The sequence below is a fragment of the Paraprevotella sp. genome (assembly GCF_986071375.1).
The window spans coordinates 1-16,094 of record NZ_CFQRNQ010000019.1; the positions used below are offsets into that span (position 1 = coordinate 1).

Sequence of the window (16,094 nt, forward strand, 5' to 3'; positions counted from 1 at the left end):
AAAATCCCGTAAAATGGCGTAAAAGTTCTCCACGACCTTGCCAACGATAATCCTCAGATTTTCGTGGTGAGGTACACAAGAGGTACAAAAAATGGCGTAAAAAGGCTTAGCAACGATTATCAACGATACTTGTGCAACAAAAAAGGCGCCCCATAAAGAGCGCCATATTAATCGATTACAATCAATTTAATTCATTGATAATCAGATAGTTACTTGCCGATGCAGAATTTCTTAAAAATATTCCCCAATACTTCATCTGTAGTAATTTCACCGCCTACAATTTCGGCCAGATGGAAAAGGCATTCACGTAAATCCTGACTGATGAAATCACCGGAAAGGTGAGTTTGAAGTCCGTTTTGTACGCGGTGGATATCTTCGAGAGCCAGAGATAATGCCTCGTAGTGTCTCACATTCGTGACGATGAGGTCGGAAGAAGTCAGTTCAGGGACAGAGGCTACCTTTACAAGGAGATTTTGCAGTTCTTGGATACCTGTTTTTTCTTTGGCAGAAATAGATAGCGTGACAGTGTTTTCTGGCAAGCCGGATAGCTTTGTCGGGACAGGCGATGCTTGGTCTGATTTGTTCAACAAGATGATGAGTTGTTTGTTGGAACAGAGAGGGAGGATACGGGGCGAAAGTTGTCGGATTTGGGCTTCCGCACAAGTATTGTCTACGACCCATAGGACAATTTCCGCTTGTTCCATCTTGTGGAAACTGCGTGCAATCCCCATGTTTTCTATTGTGTCGTGGGTGTCGCGTATACCGGCGGTGTCGATAAATCTGAACGTGATGCCGCTGAGGTTTACCGTGTCTTCAATCACATCGCGCGTTGTGCCGTGTATGTCGCTCACAATAGCCTTTTCTTCGTTGAGCAGCGTGTTCAGGAGTGTGGACTTTCCTGCATTGGTTTCACCGACAATCGCTACGGGTATTCCATTTTTGAGGACGTTTCCCACGCTGAATGAGTGGACCAATCCACTGATGACTTTTTCTATATCTCCGGCAATGGTTTCCAATTCGCTACGGTCGGCAAACTCCAGTTCCTCATGGTCACTGAAATCCAATTCCAGTTCCATCAGGGAGGTGAGGTGGAGCAAGCGTTCGCGCAAGGCAGACAGTTCGCGGCTGAAACCGCCCCTCATCTGGTTCATGGCCATCCGGTGGGTGGCAGCGGACGAAGAGGCTATCAGGTCTGCCACGGCCTCTGCCTGGCTCAAATCCATCTTTCCGTTCAGGAAGGCACGTTGTGTGAACTCGCCCGGACCGGCCGCCCTGCATCCTTTCCGGATGAGCAGTTGCATGACTTGTTGCAAGATGAAAGACGAACCGTGGCATGAGATTTCCACGCAATCTTCGCCCGTGTAAGAATGAGGTGACTTGAACAAACCGATCAATACTTCATCAATGATCTCCCCATCGTCTTGCCGGATATGTCCGAATGCCATGGTGTAAGCCTTGCGTTCGGAAAGGGGGAGGGGGTGTTTACCTGCGGGAGTAAAAATACGGTCGGTTATGGCGATGGCATCTTTTCCTGAGATGCGGATTACGCCAATGGCACCTCCTTGTGCAGTGGCAATGGCACAAATTGTATCTTGCGTGTTCATGAGAGCTGTTTGCTATTTCAGAAACTCCCCGTCGCGTCTGTAGTGCAGACGGACGGAGGGGGATATGAATGTTTAATAGGTCATTGGTACAGTGTGGCAGCCATCAGGTTGACCATTTCTTCCAACCCCTTACGGTCGGTTTTGTCGAAACTGTCCGCTTTGTCACTATCTATGTCCAATACTCCTTTTATTACCTTATTATATATGATTGGAATCACGATTTCAGAACGGGATTCGCTGCTGCATGCGATATGTCCGGGAAAAAGATCCACATCGGGCACTATCAGAGGGCATTCCTTCTCCCATGCCGTACCGCAGACACCACGTCCTTTCCGGATACGGTAGCAGGCAATGCTCCCTTGGAACGGCCCGAGTGTGAGTTCTTGTTCGGATTTCACCAGATAAAATCCTACCCAGAAGAACCCGAACGCTTCTTTCAGTGCAGCCACCGTGTTGGCCATTACGCTTATCTCGTCCCGTTCCCCTTCGATAAGCGCGGCGTAATGTTTGAGAAATTGGCGGTAGCGTTCGCTTTTGTCTGAATCCTCAGAGGGTTTGAAATCGATATTCATGCTTGTATAATCGTTTAAATCCGGTCGATGACCAACTGAATCAGATCGTCGATTTTGTTTTTGTAACTTGGATCGGCTTCTCCGGCCACCCGGTTGGCTATCACCATGCAACATGTCGTGGCCTTGTGTCCCATCAGACGGGCCAATCCGGCCAGTGCGGAACTCTCCATTTCGAAATTGGTGATTTGAAGTCCGTTGTAAGAAAAGCTTTCAATCTTCTCATTCTGACGGGGGTCCGCCAAAGGAATGCGGAGCTGACGGCCTTGCGGGCCGAAGAATCCACCGCAGGCTACGGTGATGCCCCGTACCATATCGTCGGCAGCTATGCGTTCTATCAGTTCCGGATGTGCGTCGATGACGTAAGGAGCAGGGGCGCACAGGTTTCCGCTCCATCCCAAATGATTAAGCAACGCGCGTTCTAACGGCAGGTCGCATACGGCATTGCGCCCTTCATAGAAGTTCAGCAAACCGTCGAAACCGACTGATTTTACGGAACAAATGAATGTGCCGACCGGCGTATAAGGCTGAAGCCCGCCGCATGTACCGATGCGCACCAGTTCCAAGCTGCGGAGCTTTGCTTTTTCCCTGCGGCTGTTGAAGTCGATGTTGGCCAAGGCGTCCAGTTCGTTCATGACGATGTCGATGTTGTCGCAGCCTATGCCGGTGGATACGACCGTGATACGTTTTCCTTTATGCGTACCCGTGATTGTTCTGAATTCGCGGCTAGAGATGTCGCATTCCTGGGTGTCGAAATGGGCTGCCACTACGGGGACACGCCCCGGGTCGCCCACGAGGATGACCTTGTCTGCCAGTTGTTCCGGTTTTACGTGAAGATGGAATATGCTCCCGTCTTCGTTGATGATAAGCTCTGATGGTGCAAAATACTTGTTCATAAGCGTTATGGTTTTAAAAGATAAACATGATCATTTTTTGTGTGATTGTATTTCTATATTGCGGATGGTTTTGGCTTCCGCACGCAGTGCCGTTTCAGCCTTTTCGCATTGTGCTTCAAGCTGAAGGATTTGTTGGCTCAACGTTTGACGTTGCGCGTCGTTGCCGTTGGCATACCGGTCGCGCAGGGTTTGCAGTTGTTGGCGGTCTTTGTCCAGTTGCATACGGTTCTTCTGCCATGCAGCCATTTTTTTGCGTGCTTCCGGAGATTTGAAGTCGTCCAACAAGGTGTAAGTGTTGCGGTTGTCTATGACAAACTCGAAGTCCTTCTGCTTCTTGACCACCTTGGGTGCACTCAGTGCGGCTTGCAGCCTTTGCCGTGCCTGTGCCACGGCTTCCTTGTCCCCCCATGTCTCCGCGATACTGTGGATAAGGGCCAGACGGCATAGTTCATCCTCCTCGTATATATTGGCATCATACACCTTGCGGACATCGTTCGGGATGAAGATGTAGATACACACCTTGTCCTCCGGTTGGTTCCGGTCGGACACGAACCATCCCAGTTGGTTGAACTCGTCAATGGCCAACATGTAGTCATTGGCAGGCGAGTTGAAAGGCATGCCAAGGTTTTCCGGATAGAGGAATTTCTTCTCATCCATGTCATAGCGTGTCACGAAGATGTCATATCCTCCGATGCTTTCCTCTCCTTGGGCGGCATAGTAAAGCGTGATGCCATCGGATAGCATGAACGGATAGTTCTGCGCGTCATCTCCGTCCAACTCATCCAATTTATGGGGATTGGTCCATTGGCCTCCCACAAGGTCGCTGGTAAACAACCGGAGGTATTTGTTCTCGTCCGGTTGTGCGAAATATATCTTATTGCCCAATTCGGACAGGTAGACTGTGCAATTGTTTTCGTCCGGACGGTTGAAGAATGTGCCGTACGGACTGATTTCCCCGCTTTCCGGACTGAGTTTGATGTGGTTCAGGAACGTATTCTTGTCCACGACCAGGCTGTCTATGACCGTCACCCGTTCCGTAGCTCTCATCATGGAGCGCAACCGGGCTATTTTCTGCAATTTTCCTTCTTCCACGTCGGTCGGTTGCCGTTTGCGTTTCAGCTTCTTGATATCCTGATTAAGGAGTTCTTCCGCCTCGTCAAACTGGTAATGATTCATATAATATTCAGCCGTCGGGGTTGGTATGGCCTGCCCGTTCTTCTGCGCTTGCGAAGGTAAGGAAAGCAAAAGGGAACAAAATACCGGCAATATATATTTCTTCATGTTCAAACTGATGGTTATACCTTATTTATTCAAAGGTAGGGATTTATTCTTTATCCTGTATCCTTTTCTAATAATATTTAACGTGGAAAGGACGCTCCACGCGGTCTTTTAGGTCGGTGTAAAGGAATCCTCTTTCTTCCTAAAGCGTTACATTTTTCCTGTCGCTGAAAGGCTCGTTTCATTTGCCGCAGAACGGAAAATCAATCTAAGCCAAACGATTTTTCATTCTGCGCCAAATGATTTTTCGTTCTGCGGAGATTGATTTCGCTGTTGTATGTTATTGATTTTCAGTGCGCAATAAAACGGTGCGGCGGTGGTAAAAAATCTGTATAAAAGCATTCGTCCTGTGCGTTTCAAGTTTGGGGCGCACGCAGGCCGTTGCGCGGCAGGCAGAGGGTGAACATGCTGCCTTTCCCCACGGCGGAATGCAGGATGATGTAGCCGTGGTGTTGGTTGACGATTTGCTTGCATAGGGCCAGACCGATGCCCGAACCGTTCGGTTTGGTGGTGTAGAACGGGACGAAGATGCGCTCCTGCGCCTCCACGGGGATGCCTTGCCCGTAGTCCTGCACGCTGATTTGCACTTCGTCCTCGGCCGTGTTCCGGCGCAAATGGATTTTTATTTCGCTTTCGGGGCTTGGGGACGCGTCGCGTGCGTTGGTAATCAGGTTAATCAAGACCTGTTCGATTTGGGAGCGGTCGGCCTGGAACGTGAAACCGGGATAAGGTTGGTCGAAGGTGAGGTGCGTGCCCTCGAACAGCTTTTTCAAGTCGTCGAAAAGCTCGTCCACACGGATGGCTGCGTATTGCGGAGGGGGCACACGGGTCAGTTTGCGGTAGTTCTCCGTGAAGTGGAGCAGGCCCTTGCTGCGGCGGTAGATGGCCTGTAAGGCTTGCTGCATCTGGCCGTACTGTTGGGCGGAAGGTTCTGCCGTGGGGGCTTGCCGGGTGAGCGTCTCGCTCAGTGACAGGATGGGGGTGAGGGAGTTCATGATTTCGTGGGTCAGTACCCGGGTGAGCGTCTTCCACGATTCCAGTTGCTGTTCTTCCAACACGTGGTGTATGTCTTTGAGCGTGAGGAGTATCCGTGGGCGGTTGTCCAAAGTGAAGCGTGTGGACGAGAGCAAGAGCTCTTTCGTTTGCCCGTGGCGTTCCACCGGCACTACGCACGCCTCCGGTCCGGACCGCCGCAACCATTCCTCCGGCACGCGCCGACACGTGCCGACTTGTGCCGTGGCCGCCCGGTTCATCCATTCCACGTGCCCTTCGCCGTCGCACGAGACGATGCCGGTGTCCACGTGGTCGAGCAGGAGTTGGTAATATTTCTGCCGTGTGGCCTCGTCGAACAGCTGTTGCCGGTATGCGGCGAGCGTGTGTTCGATTTCCCGTTCCAGGCCGAGGGCGTGGCCGGATTCCTCCGGGGCGAAACGGGGAATCTCTTTCAACCCGCTGTGGCGGATGCCCCGTATGAAAGAGCGCAACAGCCGGATTTGGCGTGTCTGCCGGTGGTGGAGGGAAGCATACAGGCCGATGAAGGCCGCGACGCACACGGCAGCGGTGAGCCACAGTTGCTCCGCAGCGCAGAAACAGGCGGCTGAGGCCGTCAGGAACAACCCTGCGCCGCAGGCGGCTGCCTGCCAATGAGGGGGGATTTTCATAAGCCTAATTTTTCGAGTTTGCGATAGAGCGAGTAGCGCGTGATGCCCAACATCTGGGCGGCGCGGCTCATGTTGCCTTCGCACAGGCGGACGGCTTTTTCCACGGCGTTGCGTTCCAGTGCTTCCAAGTTGAGTGTCCCGCCGTCGGCCACGGGCGATGCCGGGGCGTGCAGCAGGAAGTCGTCGGCATGGAGGGTGTCGGCGTTGCAGAGCACGACGGCGCGTTCGATGGCATGTTGCAGTTCGCGCACGTTGCCCGGCCAGGCATACCGTTGCAGCTTGCCCCTCGCGTCGCGTGCGATTTGCTGGATGTCTTTCTTGTATTTCCGTGCGTACGTCCGCAGGAAATGGTCGGCTAGCAGTTGGATGTCCTCGCCGCGTTCGCGCAGGGGCGGGATGTGGATTTCCACCGTGTTGATGCGGTAGAACAGGTCTTGCCGGAACGTGCCCTCCGTCACCTGCGCGTGCAAGTCGGCGTTGGTGGCGCATATCAGGCGCACGTCTATCGGAATCTCGTGCGTGCCGCCGAGCCTCACGATGCGCCTTTTCTCCAAGGCCGTGAGCAGCTTGCTTTGGGCGGTGGGGGAGAGGTTGCCCACTTCGTCGAGGAAGAGCGTACCCCCGTGAGCCAGTTCCAACCGTCCTTTCTTTTCTTTGCGGGCATCGGTGAAGGCCCCTTTCTCGTATCCGAACAGTTCGCTCTCGAACAAGGTTTCCGGCACGGCACCCACGTCGATGGTCACGAACGGTTCTGCCGCACGCGACGAATGGGCGAGAAGATAACGGGCCACTACGTCCTTCCCCGTGCCGTTCTCGCCCAACAGGAGCACGTTCACGTTGGCCTCGTGCAAGCGTCCGATGGTGGAGATGATGTTCCTCATGCCCTCCGACTCGCCGATGAGCAGGGGTTGCGGTGTTTCCCGTTCGGCACTGAGGGCTTCCACACGCTCCTCGAGCCGTCCCACCTCCGTCTGTGAGCGGCGCAACTTCATGGCGGCGTGGAGCGTGGCCAGCAGCTTGTCGTTTTCCCAAGGTTTCGACACGAAGTCCGTAGCTCCGGCCTTGATGGCCTGCACGGCTTTGTCCGTGTCGGCATAGGCCGTCATCATGACCACCACGGCATGGCGGTCCAGTTTCAGGATTTCCTGCAGGCAGTCCATGCCCTCCTGTCCGCTCACGGTGTCGCGGGTGAAGTTCATGTCCAGCAGTACGATGTCCGGCCGGAAGTCGGTGATGAAATGTACGATACGGTCGGGCGAGCGCATGACCTTGACTTTCTCCGCGTAGGGTTCAAGCAGGAGATGGAGGGCGAAGAGCACGTCTTCGTTGTCGTCTATGATGAGTATTTTTCCTAATGCAGGCATAGAATATGGTATTTGATGCGAGGCAAAGTTACGCAAAAATGTGTGCGGATGTGCATTTTCGCACATAAAAAGTGCAAATCCGCACAACTTGTTTTCCGGTGTGGATGGGGTATCCATTTGGAATACAGTTGTTTGCATTTTTGGCACGCAAATTGGATGTGATTGGTTGTAACCGAATGATAAAAAGACTTATGGACATCAGAATGCGGATAGGATGCGTGGCATGCGTAGCGTGTTGGGGCTTGGGGATGGCGGCACAGCCTCTTCCGCCCACGGGCGGTTGGGGACTGGACGACGTGGTGCTCCAGGCCTGTCAGTCTTCGCCCGACGCGTTGGCCGCGCGCCATACATTCCGCTCGGCTTATTGGGACTATCGCTCGTTCCGGGCTGATTACTTGCCTTCGCTCACGTTGACTTCCGGGCCGAACCTCGACCGTTCCATCAACCAAATCACGATGGAAGACGGGTCGGTGCGTTTCGTCGAGCAAAACCTGTTGAACACCGACCTGTCCCTGCGCGTGCAGCAGAATGTCAGTTGGACGGGTGGCACGTTGTCCTTGGAATCCTCCCTCTTGCGTACGGATTTGCTGAGCGACCGCACTTTTTCATGGAAGAGCGTGCCGGTCAACATCGGCTACAGCCAGTCACTTTTCGGGTACAACAACCTGAAGTGGAGGCGGCGCATCGAACCGGTGCGCTACGAGGAGGCGCAGCGGTCTTATCTGGAGACGATGGAGTTGGTAGCCGCACGGGCCGTGGACAAGTTCTTCGCGTTGGCCATGGCACAGAGCAACTATGCCACGGCGTGCCAGAATTTCGCCCATGCCGACACGCTCTACCGTTTCGCACAGGGGCGTTACCAGATTGGTACGACCACCGAGAACGAGATGCTCCAGCTCGAAATCAACCGCCTGAACGAGGAGACCAACCGGCTGAATGCCCGTATCGAGATGGACGAATGCGCCTTGGACTTGCGTTCCTATCTGGGTTTGCATGAAGGCGATACCTTGCCCGCGATACGGATGGTCACGGAAGTGCCCGACGTGATGGTGGAGGAGGGGGCAGCCTTGCAGTGGGCGCATCTCCACAGTCCCGACATCCTCTACATGAAGCGGCGCAAGTTGGAGGCGGAAAGCAACGTGGCGCAGGCCAAGGCCAACGCTGGCCTGAAAGCCGACCTGTATCTTCGTTTCGGTCTGACGCAGACGGCGGAGAATTTCTCTTCCACCTACCGCCATCCGCTCGACCAACAGGCGGTGAGCATCGGTATCACCCTGCCCATCCTGGACTGGGGAAAGGGGCGCGGGCAAGTGCGCGTGGCCCGTTCGCAACGGGACTTGGTGGAGACGCAAGTGGAGCAGAGCCGTACGGACTTCGACCAGAATATCCGCAAGTTGGTGGGGCAGTTCAACCTGCAGGGGCTACGTGTGCGCGTGGCGGCCCGCACGGACAGCACGGCCTTGCGCCGCAGCGAGGTGGCGCGCCGCCTGTACGTGTTGGGAAAATCCAGTGTGCTCGACCTCAACGCCTCTATCGAGGAGAAAGATGCCGCGCGCCGGAATTACCTGAATGCCCTGCACACCTACTGGAGCCTTTACTACACTCTGCGCAGCCTGACGCTCTACGACTTCTTCGAAGGCCGCCCGTTGCAGGTGGATTATGGGCAACTGGTGAAAGACTGAACCTGAATGTGTAACGTTTATACCTTATTATATATATGGACATACAACTCAAGAAAAAACCGTGGTTCGTGCGCCACAAATATTATGTGTCGGGAGGCATCGTGTTCCTCTCCTTGGCTGCCTATACGGTGGCCTTGCTGTTCTCGCCCGAGAAACAGCGCGTGTCGGCCGATACGTTGGGACTGGCCGAAGCCGTGGAGGCCGACTTCCTGGAATACGTGGAGCAGGAGGGGGTGGTGCAGCCCATGCTGTCCTTGCGCGTGAACAGCCGGATAAGCGGTTATGTGGAGCGCATCGTGGCCGAGGAGGGCGCACGGGTGCGGCAGGGCGACACGTTGCTGGTGCTATCCAATCCCGAATTGTTGGACGAGATGGAGGTGCAGGAGAACGCCCTGCACAAGCAACTCATGTCCTACCGTGAGCAGGAAATCGAGATGGAACAAAAGACTTTGCTCCTGCGCAAGCAGGTGTTGCAGAACCGTTATGAGTTGCAACGCATTTCGGACAGCTATGCCCTGAGCCAAGAGGAGTTCCGCATGGGCATCAAGAGCAAGGCGGAACTGGAGGTGGCGCGGCAGGAGTACGAGTACAAGACCCGTGCGGCGGAACTGGAACAGGAGAGCCTGCAGCACGATTCGGCGGCCACCATCGTGCGCCGCTCGCTCATCCGCAACGACAGGGAGCAGGAAATCCGGAAATTCGAGCGGGTGAAGGCCAAGCAGGAGTGGCTCGTGGTGCGTGCGCCCCTCACGGGGCAGTTGAGCAACCTCACGGTCGTGCCCGGCCAACAGGTGCAGGCCGGAGGGGAAATCGGCGAAGTCAAGGTGCTCGACCGCTATAAGGTGCGGGTCACTCCCGGGGAGTATTACATCGACCGTATCGTAAGCGGGCTTCCAGCCAAGGGCACTTACAAGGGCAAGCCGTATGCCATGTCGGTGCGGCGCGTCGTACCGGAGGTCAAGGACCGCATGTTTACCGTGGACTTGGCTTTTACGGGCGAGGTGCCTCCGTCCTTGCGCCTCGGGCAGGCTCTGCGCGTGCAGATAGAATTGGGTAACCCGGAACGGGTGCTGACCATCCCTCGTGGCGATTTCTATTCCGTGACGGGCGGACAGTGGATTTATAAGGTGGTGCCGGGCGAGAGCCGTGCCGTGCGCACGTTCATCCGTTTGGGGAGGCAAAACCCCAAGCAATATGAAGTGTTGGAAGGCCTGCAACCCGGCGACCGTGTCATTACGTCCGGCTACAGCCGTTATGGCGACGTGGAGGAATTGGCATGGGACGAATGAAACCAAGGAAACAGTTTGAAGCTATGGGAACAATAAGTTTGTGGGTGCAGAACCTGAAACAGGCCTTGCGTAATCTGCGCAGCCACGGTTGGCAGGCTGGGATTTCTGCCATGGGATTGGCCGTGGGCATCGTGTGCCTGACGTTCAGCCTGAACTGGCTGTGGACGGAAACGAACTACGATTACTTCCGTCCGGGTTACAAGGACTTGTATCTGGTGCAGTATAATGATTCTACCCGTTGGACAGTCAGTGTCGTTTACAATGTGGCTGTGCAGATGGACAGTTTGTTGGAGGGAAAAGCTGAAGTAGGAGTGGTAGGGATGACATCGGGTATCCAAGTGTATCCTTCCGGTCGGAAAGAGGACTATTTTCGAGCCAGTAGCTTGGCTGCTTCTTCTGGGATGGTGCGTGCTTTGGGGCTTACGGTGCTGTCCGGCGACCCTGAAAAGGCATTGGCCATGCCCGGGCATGTGGTTCTGACAGAAAGTCTGGCCCGGAAGATTTTCGGAAGGACGGATGTCGTGGGGCAAACCTTTGAGACCTCCGGTTATGGTGTGGATGGGACGCAGGCCGTGGGGGCGGTAATAGCCGATAACGAAGGTAGGACGTTTAGGGGGTACGATATGTTGTCGCCGCTGAATGTGCAGGAAAGTGAACGGGAGTGGAATGCTTTCGGTCTTTACATGGTCTATGTCCGGACCGAAGAACCCAGGGTTGTGGAGGAAGCGTTCAGCCGGATTTACTTGCCGCAGGAGAAGAGTTACTGGAAGTTCCGGCTTATCCCTTTGCGCACGGCTCATAAGGTGGGTTACGGCGAATCTTTCCTGCACGCTTATTTTTACCCTTTGGCGTTCACGCTGATTTCCGTCTTGTTGTTGTGTAGTGCCGTAGTCAACCTCTTGGCGGTGTACACTTCCGTTTTTTTAGGACGGGTGCGCGAATACGCCTTGCGCCGCAGTTTGGGAGCGTCGGCATGGCAGAATGCCGTTTGGATGCTGACGGAGGTCATGCCCGTTGCCTTGTCGGGCATTTTGTTGGGCTGCGTGGCCTTGGAGTGGTTGGCGCACGAAGGCCAAGTGCCTGGCAATCTTTCGCATGTGTATGTCTGTTTCGCACAAGTCGTGGGGGCAGTGCTCGTGTTGGTGGTGGCCGGGACGGGTTATCCCGTACACAAGGTGCGCCGGGCTTATCGGTTTACGTTGGGCGGAGGGGCTTCCGCAGGCCGTTCCCACGCTTGGCTGTTGGTGGTGCAATGTTTCGCGTCGGCTTTCTTGCTGTTCATCTCTTTAGGCATGCAACGCCAGTTGTCGGGGATGATGAACCAAGACCTTGGCTTTGAACGTGAGGACATATTGCGTTTGCACACCGGGCGGAAATACTGGCCCGGCGAAGAAGATCCTTTTGATTTCAAATCCATATTTTACGACTTGCCTCAGGAGTTCCGGAAGGAGGCGGCAGCCGGTATCACGGATGCCATAGCCTTGCCTGCGGATATTTTCAACCGTTTTTCGCGGAGGCGCATCAATTTGTTGACCGAAGAAGAATGGAACGGGAAGAAGGATGACAGGTTGACACCCGAAAACGAAATAGATTATATGGAGGTTCCTTATGCGGCTTTCGACTTTTTCCACCTGCACATTCTGAGAGGTGCGCGGTTGGAAGGACAGCCGGAACAGGACGGTGTGGAGCCGGTCATGTTCAACGAGGCGGCTTGCAGGAAGTTCCGGGCGGGAGACTTCAGGAAGGTGAACCTTTATGTCGGCTCCGATGATACCGGGCATAATATAATGATGTATACTACGTGGACTAACCATATTGCCGGAAAGTTGGAAGTGAAAGGCATCATGGACGTGCGCTTGAGCGATTTCCACGAAGAAGAACGGCCATTGATGTGGGTCGGTATCCCCGACCGTCACGAATGCCGTTTCGTGGAACACGATGCGGTGTATGTCAAACATGCGCCGGGACGACGCGAGGACGCAGAGGCTGCCATACGCCGCGTGTTGCGGAGGTTCGACGTCCCCGAGGATAAGATTCACCTGATGCCGTTAGAGCAATATATGGCAGACAGCTACAAGGAAGAGACTTATTACGCCGGTTTGCTTTCGGCGTTGACGGTGTTCAGCGTGTTGATAACGTTTTCCGGCGTGTTCTCCATGCTGCTTTACTCCTTGCGCTTGCGGCGGAGGAGCATGGCCATCCGCCGGGTGATGGGCGCGGGTTTCCGGGATGTTTTCCGGCCGCAGCTCCGGTCTTATTTGCTTTATGTCGTGGTGGGCGGCGTGTTGGCCTACTTCCCGGCGGCGTTGCTCATGCACAAATGGATGGAATATTTCCACTACGGTGAGACACCGGGCGTGGGACTGATGGCGGCCATCGTGTGCGGCATGTGTGTGGTGGTATCGCTCATCGTTTACGGACAGGTGCGCCGATGCATGAACGACAAGCCGGTGGAAGTGCTCCGGCCGGAAGCTTAAACATAAATATTAATTGATAAATGAGAATAATGTATGGAAACGATGATTCAAGTGAATGAATTGACAAAAGTGTTCAAGACAGACGAAGTGGAAACTTGGGCTTTGGACAAAGTGAATATCGAGATAGGTCAGGGTGAGTTTGTGGCCGTCATGGGGCCTTCGGGCTGTGGCAAGTCCACGTTGCTTCACATTCTCGGCCTGTTGGACAGCCCGTCTTCGGGGCAATATATGCTCGACGGGAAAGACGTGTCCTCTTGTAGCGAGTCGAAACGGAACGAATTGCGCAAAGGCATGTTGGGGTTCGTGTTCCAGAGTTTCAACCTCATCGACGAGCTGACGGTGCAGGAGAACATCGCCTTGCCATTACTTTACATGGGTGTGCCGAAGCAGGAACGCCAGCGCAGGGTGGAGGAGGCCATGGCCCGCATGGACATCATGCACCGTTCACGCCATTATCCCCGTCAGATTTCCGGAGGACAGCAGCAGCGCACAGCCATCGCCCGTGCCATCGTGACCCGTCCGAAGTTGATTCTGGCCGACGAGCCGACGGGAAACTTGGATTCCAAGAACGGCAAGGAGGTGATGGGCTTGCTCGGCGAACTGCACCGCGAAGGGACGACCATCGTCATGGTGACTCATTCGCAGCATGATGCGGGCTATGCCGACCGCATCATCCATCTGTTCGACGGGCATGTGCTGGGTGAGGAAGAAGCTGGATTGCAGAACCTTTAGAAGCGGAGGTTGCCATGGGTTTATGGATTCAGAATTTCAAGCAGGCCCTTCGCGGCCTGCGCCACCAAGGGTGGCAGGCCATGGTCTCTGTGTCCGGTTTGGCGGTGAGCATCGTGTGCCTGACGTTCAGCGTGAACTGGCTGTGGACGGAGACGCATTATGACAGTTTCCGGCCGGGGTATAAGGATTTGTATGTGGTGGAACGGGAAGATTCTTTGGAGCATACCGAATCCCTGTTGTATCGTTGGGGTGACAGGGTAAGCAGTGTGTTGGGGAAGGAAGCTATGGTTGGCATGTACCGTTACCAAGGGGGGCGGGAACGTGTTTACCTGCCGGATCGTCCCGAAACGTTTTTTTATGCGCAAGAGCTGTCTGCATCTACGGAGATGGTAGCCTTGTTGGGATGCCGTGTTCTTTCCGGTTCGCTTGAAGAAGTGGCGGCTGCGGATAACCGGATTGTCTTGACCGAAACTATGGCCCGCAAGTTGTTCGGGCGCATAGATGTGTGTGGCGAGAGTGTATGTCACATACAGAAGTGGCGGCAGTTGCTTTATACAGTGGGAGCCGTGGTGGAGGACTGCCGGGGAAAGAGCAATTTGCATTATGACTTTATCAGCCCGTTGTGGGTGGAGGATTATGAGAGGAATAGTGCGGTTCATGAAAATTTCAGGATTATGGTACGCACATCCCGTCCGGAGCGGACGGAAAGCGAACTTTCACGCGTGGATATAAAAGATAGTTATCCCACGGGAAAACTGGTGCTGACCCCTTTACGTATGTTTCACAAGATGGGAGACGGCTCCGGTTTTGTCCGGGCTTACTTTTACCAACTGGCGTTTGTGGCAGTGTCTTTGCTATTGGTGTTGAGTGCCGTAGTGAATCTGTTGGCGGTTTACACGTCTATATTTTTAGGACGAATCCGTGAGTATGCTTTGCGGCGGAGCTTGGGTGCCTCGGATGTGCAGAATGCCAAATGGATGCTTACTGAGATGTTACCGGTGGTGTTCCTCGGGCTGTTGTTGGCAGCGATGGGCGAAGAGTGGTTGAGGTATGAGGGTTATGTGTTGGGCGATGCCGGGCAGATAGGCCGTTGCCTTGCGGTGGTGTCGGGATTCGTGGTGTTGCTTTGCCTCGTAGGGATGGGGTATCCGGTGTGGAAGATGCAGAATACTTATCGCTTGTCTTTCTGCGGTCAGTCTCAGGGACAGCGGACGCACGCGTGGATGCTTGTGGTGCAATGTTTCGCGAGTGCGTTGCTGCTTTTCCTTTCGTTGGGGATGCAACGCCAGATTTCCGGGATGATTCATTCCGATTTGGGCTTCGAGCGCAACAACATCTTGCGGTTGTACACTGGGTGGCTGACTTTGCGGGGACAGGATGAGGTGTACAACTATATGTCTATTTTTAAAAATTTGCCCCAAGAGTTCCGTAAAGAAGCCAGTTCGGGTATTACGGATGCAATAGCCATGCCCGGTGATATTTTCAATCCGGTGTCGTTGCACTATATTTCGGTAGGGACGGAAGAAGAACTGGCTGAAGGAAAAGAAAGTTATGAAAGTGGGGATAAGGGTGTGAGATATGCAGAGATTCCTTTCCGTGCCATGGAGTTTTTTGGAATCAAGTCCAAGAATGGTGCTACGTTCTCCCCCAAGGCCGAGCAGGCCGGTAAACTGCAAGTCCTGTTCAATGGCTCTGCCATGCAAGCGTTCAACGTGAAGGATGTGCGCAAGGCACGGTTGTACACCGGTAAAATGACGGGTAATGAGCAGTGCATCCTGTTAAAAACAGACTATAATACGCATTACGAGCATCAGGCATTGAATATTGTGGGCGAAGTGGACATCCGTTTGTCGGATTTCCATAAAGGAGAAGAAGAGATGATGTTGGTAGGTGTTCCGGAGAATCATCAATGTGATTTCTTTGAGCATGATGCCGTATATATCAAGCATGAAGAGGGTAAGCGTGAAGATGCCGAGGCTGCTGTCTGCCGCGTGCTAAGCCGTTTTGACGTGCCGGAAGAGAAAATCATCTTGTCGTCTTTGGACGAATACATCGCGGGAAATTACAAAGAGGAAACGTATTACGCCAATCTTCTGAGTGCTTTGACGGTGTTCAGCGTACTGATAACGTTCTCAGGTGTGTTCTCCATGCTGCTCTATTCCTTACGCCTGCGGCGAAGGAGCATGGCCATCCGCCGGGTGATGGGTGCAGGTTTCCGTGATGTTTTCCGGCCGCAGCTCCGTTCTTATCTGCTTTATGTCGTGGCGGGTGGCGTGTTGGCCTACTTCCCGGCAGCATTGCTCATGCGCAAATGGATGGAGTATTTCCACTACGGTGAGACACCGGGCGTGGGACTGATGGCGGCCATCGTGTGCGGCATGTGTGTGGTGGTATCGCTCATCGTTTACGGACAGGTGCGCCGATGCATGAACGACAAGCCGGTGGAAGTGCTCCGGCCGGAATCGTGATAAGATATAACTGTTTTTCATTTTCCGGGACTGTCCCTGTACGGATGCTTTCTGTGCAGGGACGGTCTTTTTGG

General features: G+C 54.2%; 11 protein-coding genes. 5 read left to right on the forward strand and 6 right to left on the reverse strand.

All coding sequences use genetic code 11. The features are described from left to right. Positions 1-209: 209 nt before the first annotated feature. The 6 genes from mnmE to AC5RDV_RS10350 form a co-directional block, all read right to left on the reverse strand. The gene (gene mnmE / locus AC5RDV_RS10325; protein WP_282748188.1) at positions 210-1,604 is read right to left on the reverse strand and encodes a tRNA uridine-5-carboxymethylaminomethyl(34) synthesis GTPase MnmE; all 1,395 of its coding nucleotides are present in this window, start codon (positions 1,602-1,604) and stop codon (positions 210-212) included. An 80-nt stretch (positions 1,605-1,684) separates the two neighbouring features. Continuing rightward, positions 1,685-2,176, reverse strand: a complete 492-nt coding sequence (locus AC5RDV_RS10330) for a GAF domain-containing protein (protein WP_282748187.1) — start codon at positions 2,174-2,176, stop codon at positions 1,685-1,687. Positions 2,177-2,190: 14 nt separating this feature from the next. Continuing rightward, positions 2,191-3,069 carry a nucleoside phosphorylase gene (locus AC5RDV_RS10335; protein ID WP_282748186.1) on the reverse strand — a complete coding sequence of 293 codons (879 nt, stop codon included), beginning with the start codon at positions 3,067-3,069 and terminating at the stop codon, positions 2,191-2,193. 30 nt (positions 3,070-3,099) lie between these two features. After that, on the reverse strand, positions 3,100-4,350 hold the full coding sequence (locus AC5RDV_RS10340; protein WP_130893261.1) for a hypothetical protein: 1,251 nt from the start codon (positions 4,348-4,350) through the stop codon (positions 3,100-3,102). A gap of 353 nt (positions 4,351-4,703) precedes the next feature. After that, positions 4,704-6,008, reverse strand: coding sequence for a sensor histidine kinase (locus AC5RDV_RS10345; protein ID WP_282748184.1), 1,305 nt, complete (start codon positions 6,006-6,008; stop codon positions 4,704-4,706). Continuing rightward, positions 6,005-7,372: a sigma-54-dependent transcriptional regulator gene (locus AC5RDV_RS10350; protein WP_282748183.1), complete on the reverse strand. Its 1,368-nt coding sequence runs from the start codon at positions 7,370-7,372 to the stop codon at positions 6,005-6,007. The genes AC5RDV_RS10345 and AC5RDV_RS10350 overlap by 4 nt, the downstream gene beginning before the upstream one ends. A gap of 248 nt (positions 7,373-7,620) precedes the next feature. Here AC5RDV_RS10350 and AC5RDV_RS10355 point away from each other — a divergent pair, with 248 nt between their 5' ends. From AC5RDV_RS10355 to AC5RDV_RS10375, 5 genes are read left to right on the forward strand one after another with little or no spacing between them, the layout of a single operon-like run. After that, complete coding sequence (locus tag AC5RDV_RS10355) at positions 7,621-9,054, forward strand: TolC family protein (RefSeq protein ID WP_282748191.1); 1,434 nt, start codon at positions 7,621-7,623, stop codon at positions 9,052-9,054. Between the two features lie 35 nt (positions 9,055-9,089). Next, positions 9,090-10,343, forward strand: a complete 1,254-nt coding sequence (locus tag AC5RDV_RS10360) for an efflux RND transporter periplasmic adaptor subunit (protein WP_282748182.1) — start codon at positions 9,090-9,092, stop codon at positions 10,341-10,343. 23 nt (positions 10,344-10,366) lie between these two features. Further along, complete coding sequence (locus tag AC5RDV_RS10365; RefSeq protein WP_282748181.1) at positions 10,367-12,820, forward strand: FtsX-like permease family protein; 2,454 nt, start codon at positions 10,367-10,369, stop codon at positions 12,818-12,820. A 42-nt stretch (positions 12,821-12,862) separates the two neighbouring features. Continuing rightward, positions 12,863-13,552 carry an ABC transporter ATP-binding protein gene (locus AC5RDV_RS10370; protein ID WP_282748190.1) on the forward strand — a complete coding sequence of 230 codons (690 nt, stop codon included), beginning with the start codon at positions 12,863-12,865 and terminating at the stop codon, positions 13,550-13,552. Between the two features lie 14 nt (positions 13,553-13,566). Then, positions 13,567-16,020 (forward strand): ABC transporter permease, encoded by a 2,454-nt coding sequence (locus tag AC5RDV_RS10375; protein ID WP_282748180.1) that lies wholly within the window; start codon positions 13,567-13,569, stop codon positions 16,018-16,020. The last annotated feature ends 74 nt before the right edge of the window (positions 16,021-16,094 follow it).

Coding starts and splice junctions, on each gene's coding strand:
- AC5RDV_RS10375 (WP_282748180.1), top strand. CDS start 13,567: ATGGGTTTATGGATTCAGAATTTCAAGCAGGCCCTTCGCGGCCTGCGC.
- AC5RDV_RS10355 (WP_282748191.1), top strand. CDS start 7,621: ATGGCGGCACAGCCTCTTCCGCCCACGGGCGGTTGGGGACTGGACGAC.
- AC5RDV_RS10350 (WP_282748183.1), bottom strand. CDS start 7,372: ATGCCTGCATTAGGAAAAATACTCATCATAGACGACAACGAAGACGTG.
- AC5RDV_RS10345 (WP_282748184.1), bottom strand. CDS start 6,008: ATGAAAATCCCCCCTCATTGGCAGGCAGCCGCCTGCGGCGCAGGGTTG.
- AC5RDV_RS10365 (WP_282748181.1), top strand. CDS start 10,367: ATGGGAACAATAAGTTTGTGGGTGCAGAACCTGAAACAGGCCTTGCGT.
- AC5RDV_RS10340 (WP_130893261.1), bottom strand. CDS start 4,350: ATGAAGAAATATATATTGCCGGTATTTTGTTCCCTTTTGCTTTCCTTA.
- mnmE (WP_282748188.1), bottom strand. CDS start 1,604: ATGAACACGCAAGATACAATTTGTGCCATTGCCACTGCACAAGGAGGT.
- AC5RDV_RS10335 (WP_282748186.1), bottom strand. CDS start 3,069: ATGAACAAGTATTTTGCACCATCAGAGCTTATCATCAACGAAGACGGG.
- AC5RDV_RS10330 (WP_282748187.1), bottom strand. CDS start 2,176: ATGAATATCGATTTCAAACCCTCTGAGGATTCAGACAAAAGCGAACGC.
- AC5RDV_RS10370 (WP_282748190.1), top strand. CDS start 12,863: ATGATTCAAGTGAATGAATTGACAAAAGTGTTCAAGACAGACGAAGTG.
- AC5RDV_RS10360 (WP_282748182.1), top strand. CDS start 9,090: ATGGACATACAACTCAAGAAAAAACCGTGGTTCGTGCGCCACAAATAT.